Below are 26,097 nucleotides of genomic sequence, written 5' to 3'. Positions count from 1 at the left end.
GAGAACCAGCGACATGCAAGGCGACTTCTCGCGGACGACCTTCGACCCGCGCAAGCACTACTCCGCCGTCCTCGCCCAGCAGGGCCGCGTCCAGCTCGACGCCGACCTCAACGAGCAGGGCGCCCTCCTCCTGCACCAGCTGCGCACGACGATCGCCGACCTCCTCGGCCCCGCCGCCGCGCCCGCGGTCGGCGGCGGCTTCGCGATCGACGCGGTCGCCGACCGGAAGCCCCAGGAGGACCTCAAGGTCCCGGCGGGCCGGATGTACGTGGACGGCATCCTGGTCGAGAACGAGCTCGACACCACCTACTGGACCCAGCCCGACCTGCACCTCGACCCGACCGACCCGGCCTCCCAACTCCCCCAGGACAAGCCCTTCGTGGTCTACCTGCGGGTGTGGGAGCGGCTGATCACGGCCCTCCAGGACCCGGCCGTCCGCGAGGTCGCCCTCGGCGACCCCGGCCCGGACACCGCCGCCCGCGCGAAGACCGTCTGGCAGGTCGCCGCGCTCCCGGTGGCCGCCACCACGACGGCCGACGCGCTGACCGAGTTCACCACCCTCCTCACCGCCTTCCGCCCGACCGGACGGCTGCGCGCCCGCGCCAAGCAGCCACCGGCCGTCCCGCAGGACCGCTGCGAACTGCCGCCGGACAGCCGGTTCCGCGGCCCGGAGAACCAGCTCTACCGGATCGAGGTGCACACCGGCGGCCCCGCCTGGCCCGCCGCCACCACCCCGAAGTCCCGCCGCGGCTTCCTCCCCGGCGCCACCTTCACGTGGTCCCGCGAGAACGCCTCCGTGGTGTTCCCGATCACGGCCCTGCACGGCGCGGTCGCCACCGTCACCACCCTCGGCCGGGACGGCAAACTCGGCCTGGAGGTGGGCGACTGGGTCGAACTCGTCGACGACACCGTCGCCGGGCACGTGGCCGACGACACCGTCCTCACCGACCCGCCCCGCCCGGCACCCCGCCTGCGCCAGGTCCTCGCGATCGACGCCGTGGACCTCCTGGTCACCCTCGACCAGCAGGACGGCGACACCGACTGCGGCCCCGGCGCCCACCCGTTCCTGCGCCGCTGGGACCACATCGGCACAGCGGACGACGGCGCGCTCCCGCTCGTCGAGGGCGCCTGGCTGGACCTGGAGGACGGAGTCCAGGTCCAGTTCCAGCCCGGCCCGGGCGCCGAGCGCGGCACCTACCGCCGAGGTGACCACTGGCTCGTCCCCGCCCGCACCGCGACCGGCGACGTCCTGTGGCCCCAGGCCGAGGACGGCCCGGCCGCACTGGACCCGTCCGGGGTGCCCTACCACTACGCCCCGCTCGCCTACGTCAGCGGCTCCACCATCGACGCATCCCCGCGCAAGACCTTCCACTCCCTGGGCAGTTGAGTCTCCTCCACGCCACCGGCAGGTCCGGACGCACCCGGTGATCCGGCCCGGCAGAGTCGACCGCCCCCGCGGCCTTCACCATGGGCCGGTCGACTCTGGCGGGCCTTCAGTCGGTTCACCGCCGTCGGGCCGCTCTCCTCACAGGGTCTTGAGGCCGCCCAGCAGGGCTTTGCCGACCGGGCTGCCGAAGCCGGTGCAGGCGTCCCAGCCGGGGCCGGCGTCGTAGGCACCGTTGCTGCCCTGGGTGATGTCGCGCAGGATGCCGGTGGAGAGTTTCGTGTACAGGAGCGGGTTGAGGAAGCCGACGGGTGCGCTGAGGCCCTCGTTGACGCGGCTGAGCAGCGCGGCCCAGAGCGGCGCGGCGGCGCTCGTCCCGCCGATCTGGTAGAGGCCCTTCCCGTCGACGGTGGGGATGATGACGCCGGTCACGACGTCGGCGTCGGCGGCGACGTCCGGGACACCGCGCCCGGCGCTGTGCGGCGGGTTGGCCGACCGTGGCACGTGGGCGTCGGCCTGCCACGGTGGTACCGGGAACCAGCGGCTCACGCCGCCACCGGTGGCGGAGCCGGGGCCCTGGTCCCAGACCGTCTCGCTGGCGATGCCGTCCGCGTTCGCCACCAGGCTGGTGCCACCGACGCCGAGCACGTGCGGGCTGGAGGCCGGGAAGTCGGCGTGGGCCTTCAGGCCGGTGGCGTCGTCCCTGCTGCCGTCGTCGCCGGAGGCGCAGCAGATGCTGATGTTGCGGGCGCCGGCCTGGGCGAAGGCCTGGTCGACGGAGGCGATGGCCATCCGGGTCCAGGCGGAGTTGGTGGAGTCCTCGGGGTTGCCGTAGCTGCAGGAGATCACGGTGGGGTTGTTGACGGTGTCGGTGACGATGGCGTGGATCGCGTCGACCCAGCCCTGCTCGGTGAAGTCCGTGAAGTAGACGACGATCTTCGCGCCCGGAGCCAGGCCGCCGACCATCGCGAGGTCGAGCATGATCTCGGGCGTGCTGTCGAAGCCGTCGCGGCCGTCGTCACTGCCGAGGTCGTTGCCGGGGCCGGCCACCACCACGTCGGTGATCTGCGGTACCGGGTTGCCGAGGACGGCGGGATCAGCGCAACCGGGCGCGCACGCCCCCGTCGTCCGCGCCCGGGGCCGCCTCCACCGCCGCGTCCAGCAACCGCCGCATCCCCGGGGACGGGTTCACCCCCAACTCCCGGTGGAGCAGGATGCGGTAGGCGTGGTAGGTGTGGATCGCCTCGCTGTAGTTGCCCTCGGCGAGGTGGATCTCCAGCAGCAGGCGGTGCGGGCTCTCCCGCAGGGGCTCGGCGCGTAGCGCGACGTGCGCGGCCTCCAGCGCGCCCGCGAAGTCGCCGGCCCGGAGGTCGCGCCGGGAGAGCTCCTCCATGGTGTGGAGGTAGAGCTGGCGCAGCCGTTCGCGTTCCAGTAGGACCCAGTCGTCGTACCAGCCCGGCAGCAACTCGCGCCGGCCGCCGCCGAACAGCACGCGCCGGTCCCCCGCCCCGAACTCGCCGATGCTGACCAGCAGTTCGTCGACGTCGAGGCGCACCGCGGCGTGCAGCCGCAGCGTCTCCCCCGCCGCGGCGAGCACCGGCGCGCCGGACTGCTGGAGCCGCCAGAGCGCCGTCCGCAGCCGGCCGAAGGCCTTGGCCTCGTCGGACTCCGGCCACAAGGTGCCCGCCACCAGCGCCCGGTGGGCCTCGCCGCGCAGGGCGACGAACGCGAGGAGGCGCTGCAGCGTCCTGGTGAGATGAACCGGTTGCGCGCCACAGTCGAGCGCGAACCCGTCGAGCAGCCTCAGCCGAGCGAGATCGATCACGGCCCGCCTCCCGTCCCCCGGCCCCGGATCACGGTCCACAGAGATTCCGCGTACGATCATGCCCCGCTGCCGCGCACTCACCCCGCGCGTCGCGAATTCACCCGTTCGAGCGATCCGGTCACTCCGGCGTGACATCAGTCCCGTGCCGGGCCCGTGCCTCCCCGTACGCGGCCAGCACCGCCAGGTACCGCCGGCGGACGTCCTCCCGGTCGGCGGCCTCGGCCACCGACTCCTGGTTGAGGCGTTCGATCATCTCGGCCTGGGCGAGGAGCACCCGGCGCTGCCGCTCGGTCCTGGTCTCGGCCATGATCTCGGCGAGCGCGTCGAGCTGGCGGATCAGGACGGCGGGCATGCCGCGGGCGGCCTGGCGGATCTTCTCGAAGGAGCGCTGCACCAACCGCTCGTAGCTGACCGGGGCGGTCATCACCCGGATGTAGCCGTCCTCGTCCCGGTGGACGGGATTGGGGCTCCAGTGGGCGGCGATCCGGCACAGGCCCTCGCCGAGCCAGTCAATGCAGGTCAGAGCGGTGAAGGTGTCGTTCACGGCGGTGGACAGCGCCCGGATGGCGATCTCCACGAGCTGGTCGACGGCGAAGGCGATGTCCTGTGCGAGCGTACGGGTCGAACCGGTGATGTGGGCACGGGCGAAGCTGCGCGCCACCTCGGGCGCAGCCTCGGCGGGCCAGACGGTGGCCAGTTGGTGCCCCTGCACCAGGAAGTGACCGGGCCGGTGGTCCAGCCGGATGACCGCGTCGAGCCCGGCCGCCATCCGCACCAGCGTCCGGTGCCGGACGAACTGCAGGTACCCGCTGGCCGGCGCCGGGACGGCCGCGCCCGAGGTGTCCAGCCGGACGTTCAGCTCCTCCACCGTCGGCCCCGCCGCCACGACGTCCTCGGCCGGGTCCGGCCCGCCCGCCCCCACCTCGATCGCCTCGGACAGCTCGGCCGCGATGCTGGCGATCACCCGGGGCAGCTGGATCGAGGTGGCGATGTGGTGGATGAAGTAGATCAGCACCGCGAGGTCGGCCATGACCAGGACCATGCACACGGTGATCGACAGGTGCGGCACGAAGTCCCCGTGCGGGCCCGGCCCGATGACGACGAGCGCGAGGATCGCGTACACGAAGGTCCCGACGAAGGTCCCGAGGGTGAGCTGCGTGGTCCGGTCCCGGATGAACGTGCGCAGCATGCGCGGCCCGAACTGCGTGGAGGCCAGCGTCAGCGTCACGATCATGATGGAGAACACCACGCCCACGACGGTGATCAGCGCCGCCGCGATGGCCGCGAGGATCTGCCGCGCCGCGTCCGCCGTCCCGCTGATCACCCACGTCGGCAGCGCCAGGTCCCCGCGGTACGCCGCCTTGTCCAGCACCAGCGTGAGGACGAACAGCAACCCGGCGAGCGCGATCTCCAGGATCGGCACGACCCACAGGTTCGTCCGCAACGCCTCCCGCCGCCACTGCGCCTCCAGGTGGACCCCGCGGATCACCTCGTCCACCTCCCGACCGCCATCGGCCCACCGGAACACATCCACCCTAAAGTGGATGAAGCGCAACGGCCTCCTCCGGAGCGAACCGGGAGGAGGCCGTCATGGGGCTACCGGGTGGACGGGTGGACGGGCCCCCTACTCGGAGTGGATCACCGCGAGCGCGTGTTCGCGCGCGCCCGCGCTCAGCATCGCGTTGAGCTCGTCGAACAGGGCGCCGGCGCTGACGCCGTTCCAGCCCGGCGGGAGCAGCGAGAGCGGCAGACCGGGGTCGCGGTACGGGAGGCGGCGCCACTGGGTGAGCATCGGGACGTAGACCTGGAAGGCCTCCAGCGGGGTGCTGCCGACGGCCTTCGCCTTGTCCAGGACCGGGCGGTACCGGGCGAGGAACTCCGCGTACAGCTCGGCGAGTTCGTCGAGGTCCCACCAGCTGCGGACCTTGGAGCGCAGGTCGCCGAAGGCGTAGTGCTCGCCGCTGAAGATGTCGACGTAGGCGGCCAGCCCGCGGCGCTCCAGGGTGCGGCGGGTCTCGGCCGCGAGGTTGCCCGGCGCGACCCAGACGCCGGGCGCCGCGGTGCCGAGGCCGAGGCGGGTCAGGCTGGTGCGCAGCTCGTGGCGCTTCTGCCGCTCGGATTCGGGGACGGAGAAGACGACGACGATCCAGCCGTCCTCGGGGACGGCGCGCACGCGCTCGAAGATGCGGGCGTCGCCCTCGGCGAGGGTCTCCAGCACGGACGGGACGAGCGAGTACCCGGCGGCGCCCGCGTGGCGCCCGCTCTCCAGCACGCCGCGCCGTTTGAGGCGGGAGATCGAGGAGCGGACGGCCGGCGGCTCGACGCCGAGATCGCCCATGAGGCGGACGACGGAGGCGACGGAGAGCCAGTTCTCCTCACCGCGCGCGTACAGGCCGAAGGTGGTGGTGATCAGCGGGCCGTGCCGCGCGTCGCGGCCGGCCCCGGGGGACTCCTCGCGCCCGGCCGTCACTTCTCTGTTCTCCTCGTCTCGGGCCGGCGTTGTCGATCAAGAACGGTGTGGATCAAGCCCATCCGCGGGCAGCCTATCGCCTCTCCCGTTCATCCGATCAGCGATGTCCGCACGACCCGGTTGCGCAGCTCGCCGAGGCCGTCGACCCGGGTGACGATCACGTCCCCGTCGCTCAGGAAGACCTGCGGGTCGCGTGCGCCGCCGATGCCGCTGGGCGTGCCGGTGAGAAGGACGTCGCCGGCCCGCAGGGTCATCCCCTGGCTCAGCTCGGCGATCAACCGGGCGACGGAGAAGGCCATTTGGGCGCTCGACGCGTCCTGGCGCAGCTCGCCGTTGACCTCGCACCGCACGCGCAGCCCACCCGGGTCAGGCACCTCGTCGGCGGTGGTGAGCCAGGGACCGAGCGGCATGGTGGCGTCGATGCTCTTGCCCTTGAGCCACTGACCGCCGTGCGCACGCTGGAGGTCGCGCTGGGAGACGTCGTTGGCGACCAGGTAGCCGAAGACGTGGTCGAGGGCGTCGGCCTCCGGGATCGAGCGCCCGTCACGGCCGATGACGAGGGCGATCTCGGCCTCGTAGTCCCACTGTTCGGAGAGCGCGGGGTCGTAGCCGATGTCGTCGACCGGGCCGATGACGGTGTCCGGCCCCTTGGTGAAGAAGGTGGGCCGGCCCGGGCGCCCGGCCGGATCCTGCCCGCCGCGCTTTCCCCGGGACTCCTCGAAGTGGTCCCAGTAGTTCCAGCCGGTGCACAGGATGTCGCGGTTGAAGCGCCGCAGGGGCGCCTCCAGCCGGACACCCGCGAGGGCCACGGTCGTGGCGTCCGCCAGCGCGGCCCGCGCCGCGGCCAGCCCGTCCGGCTCGCCGCGCACGAGGTCGTCGACCGTGCCCAGCCGCTCGGGCAGCAGCGCCACGGCCTTCCCGCCCTCGACGACGGCTCCGGCCCGCCGGACACCGTCGACCGTCAGAGCTGCGAGTCTCACGTCTCTCCCCACCTTCGTTGCGATCGTCGTGGAAGATCGATTCAGGCAAGACCGGCTCAGGACGCGGGCCGGATCAACCGCTCGTCCGGGATCACCGCGACGCCGAGGATCTCGATCAGCGCCTCCGGCTGCCACAGCGCCGTGCAGCCGATCCCGGCCATGGCCGGGTAGACCGGGCCGGCCAGCTCGCGCCAGACCTTGCCGATCTCCTTGCCGTGCGCCTGGTAGTCGGGGATGTCGGTCAGGTAGATCGTCACGCTGACCAGGTCCCGCGGCTCGCCGCCCGCCTCGCGCAGCGTCGCGAGCAGGTTGCCGAAGGCCTGCCGGAACTGCTCGACGATGCCGCCCGGCACGATCCGCAGGTCGGCGTCGAGGGCGGTCTGGCCGCCGAGGTGGAGCGTGTTGCCGGCCAGCGTCCCGTGCGAGTAGCCGCTCGGCTTCGGCAGGGAGCTCGGGTTGACGGGAACGGGCGTCATGCCACCTCCAGCGGGGTGTCGCGGCGGGATGTATTGACAGTAGATGACGGTCGTGAAAAAAACGAGATACCGGCCGCGCCGACGTCCGCACGGCACCGACGTTCGCTCAGCACCGACGCCCGCGCAGCACCGACGCCCGCGCAGAACTCCGCCACAGGAAACTCCGCCCGCACTCCGCCCCAGGCAACTCCGCCCCGAGAAACGGAGCCGTCCGCATGGAGCCCGATCTCAGCAAGTACCAACTCGACGGCGACAACTCGATGTACCGCCTCCCGAGCGGTCTGGTCGCCCCCGTCGTCACGCGCCGCGGCCAGGAGGACCCGGGCACCGCCGACTCCGGCGGGGCCGTGCGGATCTCGGGCGTGAGCATCCAGCACACCCCCGCCCGCCGGCTCTGGTTCGGCCAGGTCAGCAACGAGCCCGGCTACCGCTCGGTGACCCACCACCACGGCGAGGCCGAGACCGGCGGCTACGTCCTGGAGGGCCGGGGCCGCATCTACTTCGGCGAGCGGTTCGAGGACTACGTCGACATGGAGCAGGGCGACTGGGTCTTCGTGCCGCCGTTCATGCCGCACATCGAGTGCAACCTCTCGCGCACCGAACGGCTGGTGTGGATGACCACCCGGACGCCCGAGAACATCGTCGTCAACCTGCCGGACGTCGACGACGCCGACCTGCGCGACTGGACGGACCGTTGACGACGACCGAGCCCACGTCCGAGGTCTTCACCTCCGCCGTCACCCTGAAGCCCGCCGAGCCCGAGCGCTTCGACCTCGCCTTCACCGCCACCACCCAGCCCTGTCCGTGGCCCAAGGCGTACGGCGGCGACCTCGTCGCCCAGGCCGCCGCCGCCGCGATGCGCTCGGTGACGGACGGCAAGTCGCTGCACTCGATGCACGGTTACTTCCTGCGCCCGGCCGACATCGGCGCCGCCGTCCGGTACGAGGTGGAAGTCCTGCGGGACGGCCGCGGCTACAGCACCCGCCAGGTGCGCGGCTACCAGAACGGCAAGCCGCTGTACGTCTGCCTGGCCAACTTCGCCGCCAGCGAGCCCGGTGGCAGCTTCGCCGCCGACTTCGACGGCCCGCTCCCCGCTCCCGAGACCCTGCCCGGCTCGGCCGCGTACCTCGCGGACCGCACCGGAGGGACCATGACCGACGCGTCGAAGGCCTACTGGTCCGGCGGCCGCGGCTTCGACATGCGGCACGTGCCCGGCCCCGTCTACCTCACCGTCGAGGGCGAGCGGACGCCGCACCAGGCCGTCTGGCTCAGGCCGTTCGACCGGCTCCGGCCCGTCGAGGGCCTGACCGACGCCCAGCGCGACCAGGCCGCCCTCGCCTACGTCTGCGACTACACGATCCTGGAGCCCGTCCTGCGCGTGCTCGACCTGGCGTGGGCGCGACCCGGGCTGGTGACCGCGAGCCTCGACCACGCCATGTGGTTCCACCGGCCCGGCCCGGTGGACGGCTGGCTGCTGTACGTGCAGGAGGCGGTCGCCGCCGACAGCGGGCGCGGCCTCGGCACCGGCCGCTTCTTCACCCGCGACCGCCGCCACCTCGCCACCGTCGCCCAGGAGGGCATGATCCGCACTGCCTGACCTCGCGGCCCGCAAGGGCGCCCGCGAGTTCCCGGAAGGACCCGTCCGTTGCCCCTCTCGCCCTCGGCCCACCAGGACACCTTCACACGCGACCACCTCCCGCCGGCCGACCAGTGGCCGACGATCGAGTTCACCACGCCGGCCCTGCAGTACCCGGACCGGCTCAACGCAGCCACCGAGCTGATCGACCGTCCGGTGGCGGTCCACGGCCCCGACCTCCCGGCCCTGCGCACGCCGGACGGGCAGACCTGGTCCTACGGCCTCCTCCAGCGCCGGGCCAACCAGGTCGCCCAGGCGCTCACCGAGGACCTCGGCCTCGTGCCCGGCGGCCGCGTGCTGCTGCGCTCACCCAACAACCCCTGGGCGGTGGCCACCTGGCTGGGCGTGCTGAAGGCCGGCGGCGTGGCCGTGACCACGATGGCCGCGCTGCGCGCCCGCGAGCTCGCCCCGATCGTCGAACGCACCAGACCGGCCATCGCACTCGTCGACCACCGCCACACCGGGGCGGTCGAGCAGCTCCGGAACGCCTCGCTCACGATCGTCACCCACGGCGACCGCGGCGTGGACGACCTCCCCGCCCGCGCGGACGCCAAGTCGGGCGAGTTCACCAACGTCCCGACCGCCGCCGACGACGTCGCACTGCTCGGACCGACCTCCGGCAGCACCGGCGACCCGAAGATCACCATGCACTTCCACCGCGACGTGCTCTCCATCGACCACACCTTCGGCCGTCCGCTGCTCGGCCTCGCACCCGGCGACACCGTCGCCTGTTCGGCGCCGCTCGCCTTCACCTTCGGCCTCGGCATGCTCGTCGTCTTCCCGCTGCGCGCCGGCGCCTGCACGCTGCTGACCGAGTCGGCGACCCCGCTCCAACTCGCCGAACTCGTCGAGCGCCAGGGCGTCACCGTTCTCGCCACCGCGCCCACCGCGTACAAGGCGATCCTGCGGGAGGAGCAGGAACACAGGCTCGCCGGGCTGCGCGTCGCCGTCTCCGCCGGCGAGCACCTGCCGCGGACCACCTGGGAGCAGCTACGCGAGCGCCTCGGCCTGCGCGTCATCGACGGCATAGGCGCCACCGAGCTGCTGCACATCTTCATCTCGGCCGCCGGCGACGACATCCGCCCCGGCGCCACCGGCCGTCCACTGCCCGGCTACCGGGCCACCATCCTCGACCTCGACGGCCGCGAGCTCGGCCCCGGTGAGCCCGGCCGCCTCGCCGTCATCGGCCCGGTCGGCTGCCGCTACCTGGACGACCCGCGCCAGGACGAGTACGTCGTGGACGGCTGGAACGTCACCGGCGACCTCTTCCACCGCGACGCCGACGGCTACTTCTTCTACCGGGCCCGCAGCGACGCCATGATCGTCTCCTCCGGCTACAACATCGGCGGCCCCGAGGTCGAGGCCGCCATCGACACCCATCCGGACGTCGTCGAGTCCGGCGTCGTCGCCAAGCCCGACCCCGAACGCGGCTCGGTCGTCTGCGCGTTCGTCGTCCTGCGCGACGGCGTCCCGGGTGACGGTGCCGCGGCCGCCGCCAAGGCCAAGGAGATCCAGGACCACGTCAAACAGGTGCTGGCCCCCTACAAGTACCCGCGCGAGGTGCGGTTCTGCGAGGCCCTGCCGCGCAACACCAGCGGCAAGCTGCAGCGCTTCGTGCTGCGCCGGATCGTCGCCGAACAGGCCCCAGCGGAAAGAGGAACCTCGTGAAGATCGCGATCGTCGGCGGCGGCCCGGGCGGCCTGTACCTCGCCGCACTCATGAAGCAGCTCGACCCCGCGCACGACGTCACCGTCTGGGAGCGCAACGCCCCCGACGTCACCTTCGGCTTCGGCGTGGTCTTCTCCGACGAGACGCTCGGCGGCATCGAGAACGCCGACCCCGAGTTCGCCGCCGCCATGGCCGACCGCTTCGCCCGCTGGACCGACATCGACATCCACGTCGGCGGCCGCACCCACACCGTCGGCGGGCAGGGCTTCGCCGCCATGGGCCGCCGCGAGCTGCTGCGCCTGCTCCAGGAGCGCTGCCGCGGCCTCGGCGTCGACCTGCGCTTCGGCGCACCCGCGCCGGACACCGCCGCGCTGCGCGCCGCGCACGACCTGGTCGTGGCCGCCGACGGCGTCAACTCCCAGCTCCGGCAGGCGCATGCGGACGTCTTCCGCCCCACGCTCGACACCCGCCGGAACACGTACATGTGGCTCGGCACCGACCTGGTCTTCGAGGCGTTCCAGTTCTTCGTCAAGCAGACCGAGTGGGGGACCATGCAGGTCCACGGCTACCCCTACTCCGCCACCGGCTCCACCTTCATCGTCGAGATGCACGAGGACGTGTGGCACCGGGCCGGCTTCTCCGGCGCCGACGGCCTTCCGCCCGGCGCGTCCGACGAGCGGGCCGTGGAACGGATCCGCGAACTGTTCGCCGACGAGCTCGACGGCCACCGGCTGTTCGCCAACAACTCGCGCTGGCTCAACTTCACCACCGTCCGCAACGAACGCTGGCACGACGGCGGGCTCGTCCTGCTCGGCGACGCCGCGCACACCGCGCACTTCTCGATCGGCTCCGGCACCAAGCTCGCCATGGAGGACGCCCTCGCGCTCGCCGCCTGCCTGCACGAACACCCGCTCCTGGACGACGCGTTGACGGCGTACGAGGCCGAGCGTCGCCCGGTCGTCGAGTCCACCCAGCGGGCCGCCCAGGCCTCCCTGGAGTGGTTCGAGAACATCGGCATGTACGTCCGCCAGGAGCCGGTGCAGTTCTGCTTCAACCTGCTCACCCGCTCCCGCCGCATCACCTACGACAACCTCCGCACCCGCGACCCTCAGTTCGCCGACCGCGTCGACGAGGCCTTCGCGAAGGCGCAGGGCGCGGACCGGGTGGTCCCGGCGATGTTCCAGCCGTTCCGGCTCGGGCAGCTGGAACTCAAGAACCGCGTCATCGTCTCCCCCATGGACATGTACTCCGCCGTCGACGGCGTCCCCGGGGACTTCCACCTCGTCCACCTCGGCTCGAAGGCGATGGGCGGCGCCGGGCTGGTGATGACCGAGATGGTGTGCGTCTCCCCCGAGGGCCGCATCACCCCCGGCTGCACCGGCCTGTGGTCCGACGACCACCGCGACGCCTGGGGCCGGATCGTCTCCTACGTGCACACCAACTCGACCGCCCGGATCGGCCTCCAGCTCGGCCACTCCGGCCGCAAGGGCTCGACCCGGCTCATGTGGGAGGGCATGGACGAACCGCTGGAGCAGGGCAACTGGGAGCTCGTCGGACCGTCCGCACTCCCCTACGGCCCCGCCTCCGCGACCCCGCGCGAGGCCACCCGCGCCGATCTCGACCGGATCACCGCCGAGTTCGCCGCCGCCGCCCGACGCGGCGCCGAGGCCGGCTTCGACCTGCTCGAACTCCACTGCGCCCACGGCTACCTGCTCTCCTCCTTCCTCTCCCCGCTGGCCAACCGCCGCACCGACGAGTACGGCGGCCCCCTGGAGAACCGCCTGCGCTACCCCCTGGAGGTCCTCGACGCCGTCCGCGCCGCCTGGCCCGCCGAACGCCCCGTGATCGTGCGCATCTCCGCCACCGACTGGGCCCCGGACGGCAACACCGAACACGACGCCGTCGAGATCGCCCGCGCCTTCATCGCCCACGGCGCCGACGCGATCGACGTCTCCACCGGCCAGGTCACCAAGGACGAACGCCCCGCCTACGGCCGCTCCTACCAGACCCCGTACGCCGACCGGATCCGCCACGAGGTCGCCGCCGCCACCGGCACCGCCGTCATCGCGGTCGGCGCCATCGCCTCCTACGACGACGTCAACTCCATCCTCATGGCCGGCCGCGCCGACCTCTGCGCCATCGGCCGCACCCACCTCTACGACCCGCACTGGACGCTGCACGCCGCCGCCGAGCAGAACTACCGCGGCCCGGCGGCGGACTGGCCCCTCCCCTTCCGCGCCGGCAGCCGCAAGCCGCCCACCTCCCGCACCGACGCCGTCCGCCCCCGCCTCACCCTGCTGCGCGCCGAGGACCCCGACCGCGCCGTCCACCTCCGGTGGACCCCGCCCCGTGAACCGGCCCCCGTCTCCTGACCCGGTGGACGGCGCGCGGAGCTCCGGGAGCCCCGGCCGCGCCCGCGCCGTCCACCGCAGCCGCGTCGAGTGGATGGACACCGACGCGGCCGGACCCCGTCACAACACCGCGATCATGCGCCATATCGAAGCCGCGGAAGCCGCGTTGACGCGCGCGTGCGGCATCACCGGCTACCTTCTTGCTCGTTGACCAACAAGCAAGTGTGTGGGGCGGGCGGTGGTACTCCCCCCGGCCACGCCGCCCCCGTCGGAAGGGAGATTCCGGATGACCGCCACAATGCTCGCCGGCCGGCTCGACGTCGCGAAGGGCGCGTTCGCCGTCGAGGAGGTGCCCGTCCCCGCACCCGGCCCCGGCGAGGTCCTGATCAAGGTCGAGGCGGCGGGCGTCTGCCTCTCCGACGTCCACCTGATCGACGGCAGCCTCAAGCCGCTCTACCTCCCGGGCGACAAGGTGACCCTCGGCCACGAGGTCGCCGGTACCGTCCACACCCTCGGCGAGGGCGTCACCACCGCCGCCGCCGGCGACCGCGTCCTGCTCCAGGCCGGCGAGCAGCGGCGCGGTGTCCTCTTCACGCGCGGCGTGGACTACGACGGCGGCTGGGCCGAGTACACCCTCGCCACCGCCACCACCCTCGTGCCGATCCCCGACGAGCTCCCGTTCGAGCAGGCCTGCTTCATCCCCGACGCCGTCTCCACCCCGTGGGCCGCGATCACCGCCACCGGCGCCGTCCGCCCGGCCGAGGCCGTCGGCGTCTGGGGTGTCGGCGGACTCGGCGCCCACGGCGTCCAGCTCCTGCGCGCGATCGGCGCCTTCCCGATCGTCGCCGTCGACCCCCTCCCGGCCGCCCGCGAACGCGCCCTGGCCTTCGGCGCCGACGCCGCCCTCGACCCGCTCGACCCGCAGTTCGCCGACCAGTTGCGGAAGGCCACCGGCGGCCGCCCGCTGGCCGCCGCGTTCGACTTCGCCGGCGCCGCCCCCGTGCGCGAGCAGGCGATGGCGGCACTCGGCGAGCGCGGCCGCCTGGTGCTCGTCGGCCTCACCGGAAAGCCGCTCACCATCACCAACAGCACCATGCTCAGCTTCCTGCGCCAAGAGATCCGCGGCCACTACGGCTCCCAGCCCCAGGACGTCGTCGACCTCGTCGCCCTGGCCGGCGGCGGCCGCCTGGACTTCTCCCGCTCGGTCAGCGCCACCTTCCCCCTCGCCGAGGCAGCCCAGGCGGTCGAGGCCCTGGAACAGAAGACGGGCAACCCGATCCGCCTGATCCTCAAGCCCTGAGGAGGTCGCTTCCCACGAGGCCGGCGAACACCGCCGCGCTGCTTTGACGTAGTGACGGGTGGGACCACTGACAAGGGCCCTCTCCCGGAAGCCGTCCGAGCCCTCCACGCCCCATCCGATCGTGCGCCACTCGCCGAACCGCCGGCTGTTCGTACCGAGGCCGGAGGGCCTGGCCCCGGACTTCACCGAATCCTCAGGTACCCCCGGCCAGGATCCGTCCGTGACCGGGCGGTGGGAGCGGGAGGAGGCAGGGGCGGTGCGGGCATCCATGCGGGACTCGGGCCGGCTTCCGGCGCGGGCGAGCCGGCTTCTCCAGCGGGCCGGGTGGTCGGCCGTCGCGCTGGCGACGGTCGTGGGCACCGGGGCCGCGGCGCGGGAGATCGCGAGCGCGGACGTGCAGCCCCTCCACGTGGCCTGCCGGCGCGCCGTGGCCGACGGGCACCACCGGCTCGCGATGCGCTTCTGCCGGGGCGATGCGGACCGCTGGAAGGCGCCGGCGGGCAGGCCCTCGCCCACCGGGCAGCACCGGACTCATCAATTCCTCAGGTTCCGGCTGCCATGATCCTTCGCAGACGGCGCGCCACCCCGGTCCCCCACGGACGCGGTGGCGCGCCGTCGACGTGCCCCACACAGGGGTCTCGCCGGTAACGCTGCTGAATTGAAGCTAAGGACGTCGGCCGTCCTGACCTGTAATCAGACGGTCTCGGTTGGATCACTTGGGCGGTGGTCGTGACGCCAGCTGCCTAGCGTGACGGATCGCGCCTGTTGAGTATCTGTCTGATGATCAGGCGCTTATCCGGACCTTCTGCGAGTGCCACCCGCTATGAGTTGGCGCTCTGTGTTGCTTGCAGTGTCAGCGAGGTGTGTGTTCAGCGGGTGTGAGAGTGGGAGTACCTCAGCCGCTTTGGGGACCAGAACGCGCGGTGGCTCCCGGTGGAGCTCCGGGCACAGAGCGTTGAGATCGCCGGGCATACCGCGAGAATTGCCCCTATGGACGATGCCTCCTCCCCCCGCACTGCTCGCCAGACAGCTCCAAACTGCTGTCCAGCCCGATCCGGTGCTCTATCCGGAGATGGCCGCCGGCGGCGGAGATCTGCAGCCGTTCCACCTGGCGGCGCAGCCGACAAAGCGGGATGTCTCACCCAAGGCTGGCAGAGAGGAGCAAGGCCGACACGCGGTCCGTCGTACCACTCCAACTCGACGATCACACGCCCGAAGCCGTCCGTGATCAACTGCGCTTCGTCCCAGGTCTCAGCCACACGCGCAGACTATCGATGACCTTCACATCCATGATCAGGATCAACGGTGGAGTACTAGCTGGTCTGGCGCGGAAGTGATGGTTCGGTGTCGGTGGGTGGCGTCAGCATTGTGGCGAGTCGGTCAACGCCGAATCCGCCGATCAGGAGGCGTTCTTTGTGGCTTCCGGTGAGGCGCTGGGTCCAGTCGACGAACCCGCCGTCCGCGATCTCCAGTTGCTGACCGTGGATGGTCGCGTAGATCTTGTAGCACAGGTCGGTGTAGTAGCCGCGTCCGGTCACCCGTTTGGGATCGTCGATGATGTCGATGCCCGGTGTTCCGGCCAGCTCTGTACGTGTGCGGGCCAGGATCGGAGCGGCGGACTCGTCGAGGCAGGTGATGCGGATCTCGGTCTGGCGCACTCCGGCACGTGCCATCGCCCGGACGGCGAAATTCAGGTGCTCGACCAGGTGCTGTTGCTCGAAGGCCCGGCTGCCGGTGTCCCGGCCGGCGGTCACCAGGGCGAATAGTTGGAAGTGGGCGAGCATGCCGGGCGCGTCGAAGTGCTGGGCGCGCACGACTCGTTGGCTGGCTGCCATCCGTACGGGCACGGCCGAGCGGGGATCGGCCGCCAGGGCCTGGGATCTCCGCTGGGCTGCCTCCAGGGCCAGGGCGTTGGTCGGGTCGGCTGCGACCTCGCTGCCACGAACGGTGGCGACGACCTTGCGCGGGTCGACGGTCGCGACCGCCGTATGCGCTGCCAGGGGAACGAGCGGAGCCAAGGTGAGCATCTGGAAGTCATCCGGCAGCGCCGAGAGCAGGAAGTCTTCGGCTCGTCGTATTTGCGCGAACCCTGTCGGGGCCGGGGTCACGAACCGGTCGGTGCGATAGCGACGCATCACCTCGGCCGGGGTGAGCCGATCGGCGCGGCGTCGGAAGACTTCCAGGAGCAGTGTGGTCAGATCCGTCCCGGTCAGGCCCTCGGCCAGCAGGTCCAGCAGTTCCGGTCCGCCTGCCTTGGCCAGAACTCGGCGCAACGCCGGACCGGCCGAGTATTCATCGCTCGTCACGGCGGACCAGTATCGCCTGGCCGGCATCGGAGAGACCATCGATTTCCGCGCATCGTGGCAATTATGCCGCCGTTCGGTCAGGCTCCATCAGGGCTCCGCGCTCGAAGCAAGGTGAGTACGACGTGACTGCCTTCGCTTCAGCTGCAAGTGGTGCGCTCAGCGGCGGACATGGCAAGGCGGAGCTCTGAGGTCTTGCCCAGCCACTTCCGAGCGCGGCCTACGCGGTGACCTGCGGCCACCACCTGATCTTCGTTCGTCCGCACAACTCACGATGACCAACGGTGGCCGAAGCCATCTCCGCACCCACCCCGACCAGCATGATCAGGATCTACGGCTGGAGCACTAACCGCTGTCGCAGCCGTCGCTGTAGCCGCCACAGCGACGGCGCGTATCACGGTCACGGCGACGCGCCGGGCGTTGCGTTTCTGCTGCGCGTGCCCGTGCACAGGCCCGCGCGTTCATCCGGGTGAGGGTCCGCCAGCCGAGGGGCGCCGACCGGGCGGGAGGTGCGACCGTCCGGCCGGCGCCCGTCGACTTCTTCGCCCTGGACGACGCCGGGGTGCGCTCGACGTCCGCCTACCCGACCACCCCGGTCGGCGACCCGGTCGACATCGCGGCCGCCGTCGCAGCGTCGCTGGACCGAGCTCCGCTTCCGTCGAGTTGACGCTCGGCCTGCGGTGCGGCAACCGGCGACGGAGCCCGCGCCGTCCCAAAGTGGGAGCCGACAACGCGAGGAGTGGGCATGAGCAACGACAGTCCGGCGCCGGACCTCCCGGAACGGCCCGGCCGGAGACAGGTGTTGCGGCTCGCCGCCGTGCCCCTCGCGGCGACCGCGCTCGCGGCGTGCAGCGGGCCGGAGCCCTCCCGGGACCTCTCTGCCTCCGCGCCCGGCCCGTCCTCCGGATCGCCCTCGACCTCGCCGACCCCGACACCGACACCGACACCGACACCGACCCCCGCCGGCCCGTCCGACTGGGCCGCGCTGGCGAAGGACCTCACCGGGACGCTCATCGGCCCGCAGGACAGTCGGTACCAGGACGCCGGCCGCCTCTACCAGCCGCAGTTCGACGGTTTCCGCCCCGCCGGGATCGTCTACCCGGCCACCGCCCAGGACGTGGCCACCTGCCTCACCTTCGCCCGCACGTACGCCGTCCCGGTCGCGGTGCGCAGCGGCGGGCACTGCTACGCGGGCTGGTCGTCGGGCAGCGGGATGGTCCTGGACGTCGGGGCGTTGGCGGCCGTCAGCGGCTCCGGCGGCTCGGCGACGGTCGGGGCCGGCGCGCGGCTGATCGACGTGTACGCGGGGCTGGCGGCCGACGGCGTGACGGTGCCGGCCGGCTCCTGCCCGAGCGTCGGCGTGGCCGGGCTGGCCCTGGGCGGCGGCATCGGCGTCACGTGCCGCGCGTACGGGCTGACCTGCGACAACCTCACCGGCGCGCAGGTCGTGACGGCGGACGGGCGGATCCGGCAGGTGGACGCGCGGACGGACCCGGACCTCTTCTGGGCGCTGCGCGGCGGGGGCGGGGGCAACTTCGGCGTGGTGACGTCGTTCACCTTCCGCACCCGCCCGGCGGTGACGTGCGCGTACGCCTTCCTCTCGTGGCCCTGGTCGGCCGCGGCGGCCGTCGTCGCCGCCTGGCAGGCGTGGGTGGCGAGCGCGCCGGACCAGCTCTGGGCCAACCTCCACCTGGACACCTGGCCGGACGGGCGGCTGCGGCTCACCAGCACCGTCAACTACCTCGGCACCAAGGCCGACCTCTCCGACCAGGTCGACCGGCTGACCGTCGCACCGGCCACCGCCTCCCTCCACTCGGCGCCGTTCCTGGACACCATGAAGGAGATGGGCGGGGTGGCCGGCTGGTCGGAGGCCGCCGCCCACCTGCCGGGCAGCCTCCCGGGCCAGAACCCCGAGGGCCGGCTGACCCGGGTCTCGTACGCGGCCCGGTCCGACTTCTACACCCGGCCGATCAGCACGGCGGGGATCGCGGCGCTCGTGGCCGCCGTCGACCGCTACGCGCAGAGCGTGCCGCAGGGCGGGGGCGCATCGGTCTCCTTCGACGCACTGGGCGGCGCGGTCAACCGGGTGGCCCCCGGGGACACCGCCTTCGTTCACCGCAGCGCCCTGTTCGCGGCCCAGTACATCGCCAACTACCCGTCCCCGGGGTCTGGTTCGGGCCCCGCCGTGGACCAGTCGCAGGCCTGGCTGAAGGACGTCTGGTCCACCATGCGCCCGTACGCGAGCGGCGAGGCGTACCAGAACTACCCCGATCCGCAGCTCACGGACTGGGCGCAGGCCTACTACGGCAGCAACCTCGCGCGCCTGCGCCAGGTGAAGCGCGCCTACGACCCGGACGGCCTCTTCCGCTTCCCCCAGGCCGTGCCCGAGGAGTGACCCCCGAAACGATCTTCCGCCGGGCCGAACCTTCGTTCGCCCGTGGACCTCACAACGGCGGCGGCGCCGGTGCCGGGCCGAGGGTGGTCGTACCGGGGGTGGCCTGGTGGGCGAGGCCGGTGCGGTATGTGTCGAGGGCCTCCTCCGGGCGGCCGGTGCGGCGCAGCAGGTCGCCGAGGAGGCGGCAGAGGTCGGCCAGGTCGGCGGTGGCACCGGCGTGTTCGAGGAGGTCGAGGGCGGTGCGGTAGTGGCACTCGGCGTCGGCGTCCGCGCCGCGCTCCTCGGCGATGAGGCCCAGCAGGCGGTGGGCGGCGCCCGCGTGCACGGCGCCGCGGTTGGGGTGCAGGGAGCCGAGGAGGTCGGCGAGCAGTGCCGCCGCCTCGGCGCTGCGGCCGGAGCGGCGCAGCACGTCGGCCAGTTCGACGTCTATCTGCTGGGTGTAGAGAGTGGCGTGACGGTTGGTGTGACGGTTCGTCAGCATGTCCCGTGCGGTGCGCAGTTCGCGTTCGGCGGCGGCCAGGTCGCCGTTCTGGGCGCGCAGGTAGCCGCGCATCCAGTGGCAGTGGGCGAGTTCGGTGCGGATGCGGAGCTGCTGGTAGAGCTCCTGGGCGCGGGCCAGTGAGGCGTCGGCCTCGGCGGCGCGGCCCTCGGCGAGGAGGGTGCGGGCCACCGAGCGGTGCAGCCGGGCCACGGCGGCGGGGTCGTCGACCTGCGGGGCCAGGGCGAGGGCGAGTTCGGCGGCCTGGACGGCGAGGCGGTGCGCGCCGAGGTCCAGGTAGGGAGCGGTGACGGCGGAGTAGAGGAGCAGCAGGGCCTGTGGGTCGGGCAGGCCGGCGGTGTTCAGCCGGTCGATCGCGCTCTCCAGGAGGTAGCAGGAGTAGCGCAGGTCGCCGGCGAGGAGGTGGGCGACGGCCCGCCCGCGCAGGGCCGGCACCCGGCGGGGCAGCGGGGCGTCCCGGAGCAGGTCCTCGGCCGCTCCGAAGTGCGCGATGGCCTGGTCGAGTTCGCCGGCCTCCAGGGCGCAGTCACCCAATCCGACCAGGGCTTGGGCGTGTTCGTCCGCGAGGCCGTAGCCCTCCGCTTCGGCCGCCAGCTCGGTGAACTGCGCGGCGGCGTCCGCCGGTTCGCCGGTGCAGAGGGCCTGACGGGCGTCGGCGAGCCGGGCCCGGAGGTCGGTGGCGAGGTGGGCGGGGCGTCCGGTGGCGAGCTGCTCGGCGCTCACGCCGAGGCGCTCGGCGAGGTAGCGCAGGGCGGTCTCGGAGGGCCTGGCCTTGCCGGACTCCAGCGTCGACACGTAGGCAGCCGTGTAGGCGGGCTCGGCCAACGCGCGCTGGGTGAGGCCGCGTTCGGCGCGCAGCTGCTGGATCCGTCGGCCGATCAGCAGCCGGTCGTCCCCGTCGTCCGTCGTCATGCTCCCCCGCCTCCGCCTCAGTGCCGTGCACAGGCTATTGCGTGCCGATGCGGCCGCCGCTAGCTTAACTCCACACGTAAGCGAGCTTAAGTCAGCAGTTGACTCCCGACGCCCGGGCCGGACTTCACCCGGCCACCGCCCTCGCCGAATGGACCCCCACATGCGCACTCGGCGCACCGCCGCCGCCCTCGCGGCGGCGCTCGGCCTCCTGACCACCACCCCCGCGGCCGCCGCGACCGCCACCGCCACGAGCCACGCGTCGGCCCCGGCGGTCCCGTCCGCCGCCCCGCTGACCGACGGCCCGGGCCCGATCTGCTGGTTCGGCGCCTGCTACGACTACGTGTCGGGCCGTCAGCAGACCGACGCCGCCGGCGCGAGCGTCCGGATGCTCCAGGCCTCCCCCGCCCTCAAGCCCGGCGACACCGACGCGCACTCGCTCCAGGAGCTCGCCGTCCAGTCCACCGACCGCAAGTCCACCGTCGAGGTCGGCTGGACCGTCGACCTCGGCCTCAACGGCGACCTCCTGCCGCACCTGTTCGTCTACCACTGGGTGAACGGCCAGGAGAGCTGCTACAACGCCTGCGGCTTCGTCCAGGTCTCCCCCCTCTACACCGCCGGCATGGCCCTCCGGCCCGGCGACGCCGGCCGGTACGCGATCCGGAACATCGGCGGCGACTGGTGGATCTTCTACAACCAGCACGCCGTCGGCTACTTCCCCGGCTCCCTCTGGAACGGCACCTACACCCGCGCCCAGACCATCACCGCCTTCGGCGAGGTCGCCCACGGCACCGGCAGCACCTGCGAGTCCATGGGCGACGGCCGCTTCGGCAGCGCCCCGGGCTCCGGCTGGATCCGCGACTTCCAGCTCCTCGACTCCGCCGACGACGCCCGCCTGACGGTCACCGCCACCAGCCCCGCCCTCTACGACGCGGGCCGCGTCACCCCGACCTCCTTCCACCTCGGCGGCCCGGGTACCGGCCCCTGCTGACGACCGCGCCCTGGTCCGCGCACCGCCGCCGGACCAGGGCACGCCCAGGCGCGTCACACGCCCGGCAAGTCACGCGCCGTCCGCAACGGCGAGCAGTAGATCGGCACCCACACCACCATCAACCCCACCGCCCCCGCCCACAGGGCGGCCCGCACCGAGGTGAGCGAAGCGAGCATGCCGGCGCCGGCGGCGCCGATGGTGAGGGCACCGGTGAGCAGGACCCGCATTGTGGCATTCATGCGGCCCAGCAGGTGGTCGGGGGTGGCGTGCTGGCGGAAGCTCACCTTGACGACGTTGTCGATGCCGACGTGGACCGTCGTGAGCAGCCACGCGCCCGCCGCTCGCCGCAGAGGCTGGTCAGCGCCAGCGGACAGCTCATCAACGTCGAGACCTGATCGAGACCAACTCCGGCACCAGCCGTCGAAAAGTCGCAAATCCTCTTTGTTCACGTAACGGTTGATGCCAAAGTCTTCCTAAAGGATCGGTGGAGCCGCTACACCTTCAGTTCTAAGTCACGACGAGACGAGCGGGACGATGACCAACGAAACCCCTGGCTACGGCTACCCGTCCGAGCCGAACCCGCAGAACCCCTACGGCCAGCAGCCCCCGCAGCAGCAGCCGGGCTACGGCGTCCCGCAGGGCCCGTACGACCCGCAGACCGGCCCCGGAACCCCGCCGCCCGGCTACGGCTACCCGCCCCCCCAGGGCGGTTACCCGCAGAGCGGCGCCCAGCTGCCGCCGTGGCTCGGCACGCCCAACCCGTACGGCCCGACGCCGCACGGCACCCGCGTCCTGGCCAACCCCGGAGACCGCTTCCTGGCCCGCCTGATCGACTTCGCAATCCTGCTGATCCCGCTGTACATCGTCCAGTTCGTGGTGGCGACCGCGGTCGGCTCGATCATGGCCACCATCATCGGCGGCGTCCTCGTCTTCGGTTACGAGGCGCTGATGCTGACCACCCAGGACCAGCAGACCGTCGGCAAGAAGCTGATGAAGCTGCGGGTCGTCTCGGCCGAGCACGGCGGTCGCCCGATCGACAACGAGCTCTGGATCCGCAGCGCCGTCTTCGGCCTGCCCCAGGCCGTCTACTGCCTCGGCTCGCTGTTCTTCCTGGTGAACGTGCTGTCGCTGCTCTGGGACAAGCCGCTCCAGCAGTGCTTCCACGACAAGGCGGCGAAGACCCTCGTCGTCAAGGAGTCCTGAGCGAGCACCCGTTGAGGCCCCCCGCCACGAATCCGGCGAAGCCCGGTTGCCCCGCCCGCGAGGCGGGCAACCGGGCTTCGCGCCGCCGTACTGCCACGCCGCCTCCGTGACCTGGCAGGATGTCCGACCGTGACACACAGCGAGAGTCCCCGGCCCGGCACCGGGAAGCGGCGAGGGGGGCGCGGGAGCGACGTCCCCTGGCCCAAGCGCCCGCTGCTGACGGCACTCTGGATACCCGGCGCCGCCGTCCTGCTGCCGATCGGCGGAGCGCTCGGCGCCTTCGGGCTCTGGACGCTGGTCCCCTCGCTGGCGCTGACCCTCACCGGGATCACCGGGCTGATCATGGCGCTCTGGGCTCTCTGCCCGTCCACCGCTCTGCGGAAGGTCTCCCTCGCGCTGCTGCTCGCCCCGCTCATCGCGGTGCCGCTGCTGAGCATGAACACCGCGCAGGCCACCGTGCTCACCATCCGCGGCGTCGCCCACCCGGGCACGGTCATGGACATCCGGGTCATCCACGGAAAGAGCACGACCTACGACTGCGACGTGCGCTACCAGGACGTCGACCGGACCAGGTCCGTCGACTGCGGGGCCGGCGACACGGCCGGCGAGCACGTCAGCGTCACCGAGGACCCGGGCGGCCTGGTCGACCCGGAGTTCTCCGACCAGGCCGCCGGCGGCCGCTTCGACCTCGTCATGGCCGCCTTCTTCGACGTCACCCTGCTCGCCGTCGCCGCCACCGCGGCGACGGTCGGCGCCCTGATCCACCACCATCGCGCCCGCCGGACCCGCTGACACCGCCACGGCGCCGGCCGGAGCTATGGTCATCACCATGGGACGGTACGAAGCGGTGCTGCTCGACATCGACGGCGTGCTCACGGTGGACTGGAAGCCCATCCCGGGCGCCGTCGACGCCCTCCGGCGACTCCGCGCCGACGGCGAGCCGTTCGTGCTGCTGACCAACACCACCTCGCGCACCCGTCGTTCGATCGCCGGGACGCTCGCCGCAGAAGGCTTCCCGGTCGGCGTCCAGGACGTCCTCACCGCGCCCGCCGCCACCGCCGAGCACCTCGCGGGCACACGGTGCCTGCTGCTCAACAGCGGCGACATCCGGGAGGACCTCGCCGCCGTCGAGCTGGTCGACGACCCGGGCGAGGCCGAGGTGGTCCTGATCGGCGGCGCCGGGCCCGAGTTCGACTACCGCACGCTCAACCGCGCCTTCACCGCGCTCCAGCGCGGGGCCCGGCTGGTCGCGATGCACCGCAACGCCTACTGGCGCACCTCGGACGGACTCCAGCTCGACAGCGGCGCGTTCGTCACCGGGCTCGAATTCGCGGCCCACGTCGAGGCCGAGGTCCTCGGCAAGCCGGCCGGGGCCTTCTTCGCCGCCGCCCTCACCCACCTCGGCGCCACCGCCGACGAGGCGCTCATGGTCGGCGACGACATCGAGTCCGACGTCCTCGCCGCCCAGCGGCACGGCATCACCGGCGTGCTGGTCCGCACCGGCAAGGCGGCCCCGGGGGCCCCGAGGCGTGGCGACGGCGAACCCGATCACGTCCTCGACTCGGTGGCCGCCCTGCCCGACCTGCTCGCCCGGCTGTAGCGACTCCGCAGGCCTGTCGCGCCGCGCTCATGATCTCGGCCACCGTCGCCGCCTTGAGCTCCGAGTAGCCCAGCAGGTTCCCCGCCGTCAGCGCCGCCTCCCGCTTGACGCGCGCGTACCGCGCGGTCGCCTCTGGGTGCGCCCGCAGGTGGTCACGGAAAGCCAACCGGCGTCCCACAGCTGCCCACTCAGCTCGACGACGTGAACGTTCGCCGCCTGCCCGGAGCACCGCCGGAGGTACTCCCGCCCCGGCACGCCGGCCTCACCCCAGGTGCTCGAACCCGAGCCCCCGCACGCGCCCGACCGCTCAGGGCTGTGCCTGTTCAGCCAGCAGGCTCGGCTCCGGCGCTGGGGTCACCGGGACTTTTTGCCGCGCAACGTGCACAGCAGCGTGACCCAGGTCGACCTGATCATGGTTGCACGGTTCTCGGAACCTCCGCTATGGTCCTGACCATCCGGAATCGAGACAGAGGGAGTGCGAGAGGCAAGACGAACAGCGAAGAACCGTGATCAGCACATCTGCTGACGACTGATCAACGGTTGAGAGGGCCGAGAAAGGCCGGAGTCGGACGAGATCCGACCACCCCATCTCCGCTGCTGATGACAGGCAGCGTTCTTCATCGAGTTCGTTCTGCGTACTCCCCGCTGTGGGCAATGCCCCTATCACGGCATCGCCTCTCGATAACAAGGATTCCTCATGGGTTCCTCTTCACCCGAACCTGCCCTTGACACTGCTGCCGCACCGGCTCCGTCAGCCAAGACCAACGTCGTTGTCCTCACCCTCATGGCGGCGGTCTTCCTCTCCCTGCTCGACCGTTCCGCGTCGTCCAGGGCATCGGCAGCGGCGGCTTGTTCATCTGCGTCCTCGCCCTCATCGGCGAGATGTTCTCCCCGCGTGAGGGCGCCCACTAATACGGCTGGTTCTCCATCACCTTCGGCGCCGCCTCGCTCGCCGGACCCACCCTCGGCGGCGTCCTGACCGATCTCACCGGCTGGCGCTGGATGTTCTTCGTCAACCTGCCCGTCGGCGCCATGGTGCTGGTCATCGTCTCCTCGATGCCCGGCGACGAAGCCGCGGCCGTCTCCCCCGCCGCCCGCGGCGAATCCTGACTCACCCACTCCACGAGTGGCCTCCCCGCACGGCGTCCGGCCGTGCCACACACCCCAAGGAGATACACGCATGATTCTGGTAACCGGCGCCACCGGCAATGTCGGCAGCGAACTCGTCGCCCAGCTCGCCGCCGAAGGCGTGCCCGTGCGGGCCATGACCCGTTCGCCCGAGAAGGCCGACTTCCCCGCCGGCGTCGAGGTCGTCGCCGGCGACTTCGACAAGCCCGAGACGCTCCCCGCGGCCCTGGCCGGCATCGACCGCGTCTTCGTCGTCCCGCCGGGCTACGGCCCCGAGGGCCCGGTCCAGGAGCGCACCCTCGTCGCTGCGGCCCGCGAGGCCGGTGCCAAGCACCTGGTCAAGCTCTCCACCAGCGGCGTCGGCTTCGGCGCCACCGACCCGCTGACCTCCGGCCACCGTCAGGGCGAGCAGGTCATCCAGCAGTCCGGCCTGGAGTGGACCATCCTGCGCCCCGGCACCTTCATGATCTACCTCTACGGGTACGCCGACACCATCGGCAAGGAGCGGACCATGTACGTCACCGAGGGCGACCCGGTCTCGGCCATGATCCACCCGCGGGACATCGCCTCCGTGGCCGCCAAGGTCCTCACCACCTCCGGTCACGACGGCCAGGCCTACACGCTCACTGGCGGCGAGGCTCTCAGCCCGCAGCGCCAAGGCGAGATCGTCGGCGAGGCCCTCGGCCAGGAGGTCAAGGTCGTCGAGCGCACCAAGGCCGAGACCCAGGCGGAGTTCGACCGCCTGGGCTGGGGCGGGCCCCGCCTCGAGGCACTGCTGGAACTGAAGCGCCAGTCGGTCGCCTGGGACTGGAAGATCTCCGACTCCGTCGAGAAGATCACCGGGAAGGCGCCGCTGACCCTGCGCGACTGGGTCGACGAGAACGTCCACATCTTCGGCTGAGGCGACCCGCGCACCGGCCCCACGCTGTTCCGGCGAGATCCCAGCCGAACACCAGGCCGGTCCGAGACTGAGCGGATC

General features: G+C 72.2%; 22 protein-coding genes and 2 pseudogenes. 14 read left to right on the top strand and 10 right to left on the bottom strand.

Annotated elements, in window-relative coordinates; genetic code table 11:
• Positions 1 to 13: 13 nt before the first annotated feature.
• The gene (locus ACWCXH_RS07560) at positions 14 to 1,387 is read left to right on the top strand and encodes a DUF6519 domain-containing protein (protein ID WP_449800410.1); all 1,374 of its coding nucleotides are present in this window, start codon (positions 14 to 16) and stop codon (positions 1,385 to 1,387) included.
• Positions 1,388 to 1,525: 138 nt separating this feature from the next.
• Here ACWCXH_RS07560 and ACWCXH_RS07555 read toward each other — a convergent pair whose 3' ends face one another.
• From ACWCXH_RS07555 to ACWCXH_RS07530, 6 genes are all read right to left on the bottom strand, one after another.
• A complete protein-coding gene (locus ACWCXH_RS07555; protein WP_449800409.1) occupies positions 1,526 to 2,437 on the bottom strand; it encodes a S53 family peptidase in 912 nt (303 codons plus the stop codon).
• A gap of 43 nt (positions 2,438 to 2,480) precedes the next feature.
• The gene (locus tag ACWCXH_RS07550) at positions 2,481 to 3,209 is read right to left on the bottom strand and encodes an AfsR/SARP family transcriptional regulator (protein WP_449800408.1); all 729 of its coding nucleotides are present in this window, start codon (positions 3,207 to 3,209) and stop codon (positions 2,481 to 2,483) included.
• Positions 3,210 to 3,327: 118 nt separating this feature from the next.
• Positions 3,328 to 4,698 (bottom strand): DUF2254 domain-containing protein, encoded by a 1,371-nt coding sequence (locus ACWCXH_RS07545; protein ID WP_449800407.1) that lies wholly within the window; start codon positions 4,696 to 4,698, stop codon positions 3,328 to 3,330.
• 135 nt (positions 4,699 to 4,833) lie between these two features.
• Positions 4,834 to 5,679 (bottom strand): PaaX family transcriptional regulator, encoded by an 846-nt coding sequence (locus tag ACWCXH_RS07540; protein WP_449800406.1) that lies wholly within the window; start codon positions 5,677 to 5,679, stop codon positions 4,834 to 4,836.
• Positions 5,680 to 5,768: 89 nt separating this feature from the next.
• A complete protein-coding gene (locus ACWCXH_RS07535; protein ID WP_449800405.1) occupies positions 5,769 to 6,659 on the bottom strand; it encodes a fumarylacetoacetate hydrolase family protein in 891 nt (296 codons plus the stop codon).
• A gap of 56 nt (positions 6,660 to 6,715) precedes the next feature.
• Positions 6,716 to 7,135 (bottom strand): RidA family protein, encoded by a 420-nt coding sequence (locus ACWCXH_RS07530; protein ID WP_449800404.1) that lies wholly within the window; start codon positions 7,133 to 7,135, stop codon positions 6,716 to 6,718.
• A 215-nt stretch (positions 7,136 to 7,350) separates the two neighbouring features.
• Here ACWCXH_RS07530 and ACWCXH_RS07525 point away from each other — a divergent pair, with 215 nt between their 5' ends.
• The 5 genes from ACWCXH_RS07525 to ACWCXH_RS07505 all read left to right on the top strand — a co-directional run bounded on the left by ACWCXH_RS07525 (position 7,351) and on the right by ACWCXH_RS07505 (position 14,090).
• Complete coding sequence (locus tag ACWCXH_RS07525; protein WP_449800403.1) at positions 7,351 to 7,833, top strand: cupin domain-containing protein; 483 nt, start codon at positions 7,351 to 7,353, stop codon at positions 7,831 to 7,833.
• Entirely contained in the window at positions 7,830 to 8,732 is a 903-nt protein-coding gene (locus ACWCXH_RS07520) for an acyl-CoA thioesterase (protein WP_449800402.1), read from the top strand. Before ACWCXH_RS07525 ends, ACWCXH_RS07520 begins: the two co-directional genes overlap by 4 nt.
• Positions 8,733 to 8,780: 48 nt before the next feature.
• Complete coding sequence (locus ACWCXH_RS07515; RefSeq protein ID WP_449800401.1) at positions 8,781 to 10,439, top strand: AMP-binding protein; 1,659 nt, start codon at positions 8,781 to 8,783, stop codon at positions 10,437 to 10,439.
• Positions 10,436 to 12,811: a bifunctional salicylyl-CoA 5-hydroxylase/oxidoreductase gene (locus ACWCXH_RS07510; protein WP_449800400.1), complete on the top strand. Its 2,376-nt coding sequence runs from the start codon at positions 10,436 to 10,438 to the stop codon at positions 12,809 to 12,811. Before ACWCXH_RS07515 ends, ACWCXH_RS07510 begins: the two co-directional genes overlap by 4 nt.
• Before the next feature lie 265 nt (positions 12,812 to 13,076).
• Complete coding sequence (locus ACWCXH_RS07505) at positions 13,077 to 14,090, top strand: zinc-binding dehydrogenase (protein ID WP_449800399.1); 1,014 nt, start codon at positions 13,077 to 13,079, stop codon at positions 14,088 to 14,090.
• 1,313 nt (positions 14,091 to 15,403) lie between these two features.
• Here the strand turns inward: ACWCXH_RS07505 and ACWCXH_RS07500 are convergent.
• Positions 15,404 to 16,396, bottom strand: coding sequence for a hypothetical protein (locus tag ACWCXH_RS07500; RefSeq protein WP_449800398.1), 993 nt, complete (start codon positions 16,394 to 16,396; stop codon positions 15,404 to 15,406).
• 466 nt (positions 16,397 to 16,862) lie between these two features.
• On the opposite strand from ACWCXH_RS07500, the gene ACWCXH_RS07495 reads away from it, so the two are divergent.
• Positions 16,863 to 17,060 (top strand): hypothetical protein, encoded by a 198-nt coding sequence (locus tag ACWCXH_RS07495; protein WP_449800397.1) that lies wholly within the window; start codon positions 16,863 to 16,865, stop codon positions 17,058 to 17,060.
• Positions 17,061 to 17,138: 78 nt separating this feature from the next.
• Positions 17,139 to 18,788 carry an FAD-binding oxidoreductase gene (locus tag ACWCXH_RS07490; RefSeq protein ID WP_449800396.1) on the top strand — a complete coding sequence of 550 codons (1,650 nt, stop codon included), beginning with the start codon at positions 17,139 to 17,141 and terminating at the stop codon, positions 18,786 to 18,788.
• Positions 18,789 to 18,837: 49 nt separating this feature from the next.
• Here ACWCXH_RS07490 and ACWCXH_RS07485 read toward each other — a convergent pair whose 3' ends face one another.
• On the bottom strand, positions 18,838 to 20,199 hold the full coding sequence (locus tag ACWCXH_RS07485) for a helix-turn-helix domain-containing protein (protein WP_449800395.1): 1,362 nt from the start codon (positions 20,197 to 20,199) through the stop codon (positions 18,838 to 18,840).
• 160 nt (positions 20,200 to 20,359) lie between these two features.
• On the opposite strand from ACWCXH_RS07485, the gene ACWCXH_RS07480 reads away from it, so the two are divergent.
• Positions 20,360 to 21,187 carry a neprosin family prolyl endopeptidase gene (locus ACWCXH_RS07480; RefSeq protein ID WP_449800394.1) on the top strand — a complete coding sequence of 276 codons (828 nt, stop codon included), beginning with the start codon at positions 20,360 to 20,362 and terminating at the stop codon, positions 21,185 to 21,187.
• A gap of 53 nt (positions 21,188 to 21,240) precedes the next feature.
• Here the strand turns inward: ACWCXH_RS07480 and ACWCXH_RS07475 are convergent, their stop codons facing one another.
• Entirely contained in the window at positions 21,241 to 21,636 is a 396-nt protein-coding gene (locus tag ACWCXH_RS07475) for a hypothetical protein (RefSeq protein WP_449800393.1), read from the bottom strand.
• Positions 21,637 to 21,721: 85 nt separating this feature from the next.
• Here ACWCXH_RS07475 and ACWCXH_RS07470 point away from each other — a divergent pair, with 85 nt between their 5' ends.
• The 3 genes from ACWCXH_RS07470 (at position 21,722) to ACWCXH_RS07460 (ending at position 23,990) form a co-directional block, all read left to right on the top strand.
• On the top strand, positions 21,722 to 22,390 hold the full coding sequence (locus ACWCXH_RS07470) for an RDD family protein (RefSeq protein WP_449800392.1): 669 nt from the start codon (positions 21,722 to 21,724) through the stop codon (positions 22,388 to 22,390).
• 129 nt (positions 22,391 to 22,519) lie between these two features.
• On the top strand, positions 22,520 to 23,182 hold the full coding sequence (locus ACWCXH_RS07465; protein ID WP_449800391.1) for a hypothetical protein: 663 nt from the start codon (positions 22,520 to 22,522) through the stop codon (positions 23,180 to 23,182).
• A 37-nt stretch (positions 23,183 to 23,219) separates the two neighbouring features.
• Complete coding sequence (locus tag ACWCXH_RS07460) at positions 23,220 to 23,990, top strand: HAD-IIA family hydrolase (RefSeq protein WP_449800390.1); 771 nt, start codon at positions 23,220 to 23,222, stop codon at positions 23,988 to 23,990.
• Between the two features lie 37 nt (positions 23,991 to 24,027).
• Here ACWCXH_RS07460 and ACWCXH_RS07455 read toward each other — a convergent pair.
• A pseudogene (locus tag ACWCXH_RS07455) lies at positions 24,028 to 24,219 on the bottom strand (GrpB family protein); the annotation flags it as partial.
• 695 nt (positions 24,220 to 24,914) lie between these two features.
• Here ACWCXH_RS07455 and ACWCXH_RS07450 point away from each other — a divergent pair.
• Positions 24,915 to 25,100: pseudogene (locus tag ACWCXH_RS07450) on the top strand (hypothetical protein); the annotation flags it as partial.
• Between the two features lie 70 nt (positions 25,101 to 25,170).
• Entirely contained in the window at positions 25,171 to 26,019 is an 849-nt protein-coding gene (locus ACWCXH_RS07445; RefSeq protein ID WP_449800389.1) for an SDR family oxidoreductase, read from the top strand.
• Positions 26,020 to 26,097 lie beyond the last annotated feature (78 nt).

The organism is Kitasatospora sp. NPDC001660 (assembly GCF_053596725.1).
Note: the sequence above shows the minus strand (reverse complement) of the source record. Positions and strands in the feature narration are given on the sequence as shown.

Coding starts and splice junctions, on each gene's coding strand:
- ACWCXH_RS07445 (WP_449800389.1), top strand. CDS start 25,171: ATGATTCTGGTAACCGGCGCCACCGGCAATGTCGGCAGCGAACTCGTC.
- ACWCXH_RS07480 (WP_449800394.1), top strand. CDS start 20,360: ATGCGCACTCGGCGCACCGCCGCCGCCCTCGCGGCGGCGCTCGGCCTC.
- ACWCXH_RS07560 (WP_449800410.1), top strand. CDS start 14: ATGCAAGGCGACTTCTCGCGGACGACCTTCGACCCGCGCAAGCACTAC.
- ACWCXH_RS07530 (WP_449800404.1), bottom strand. CDS start 7,135: ATGACGCCCGTTCCCGTCAACCCGAGCTCCCTGCCGAAGCCGAGCGGC.
- ACWCXH_RS07490 (WP_449800396.1), top strand. CDS start 17,139: ATGAGCAACGACAGTCCGGCGCCGGACCTCCCGGAACGGCCCGGCCGG.
- ACWCXH_RS07460 (WP_449800390.1), top strand. CDS start 23,220: ATGGGACGGTACGAAGCGGTGCTGCTCGACATCGACGGCGTGCTCACG.
- ACWCXH_RS07505 (WP_449800399.1), top strand. CDS start 13,077: ATGACCGCCACAATGCTCGCCGGCCGGCTCGACGTCGCGAAGGGCGCG.
- ACWCXH_RS07525 (WP_449800403.1), top strand. CDS start 7,351: ATGGAGCCCGATCTCAGCAAGTACCAACTCGACGGCGACAACTCGATG.
- ACWCXH_RS07485 (WP_449800395.1), bottom strand. CDS start 20,199: ATGACGACGGACGACGGGGACGACCGGCTGCTGATCGGCCGACGGATC.
- ACWCXH_RS07470 (WP_449800392.1), top strand. CDS start 21,722: ATGACCAACGAAACCCCTGGCTACGGCTACCCGTCCGAGCCGAACCCG.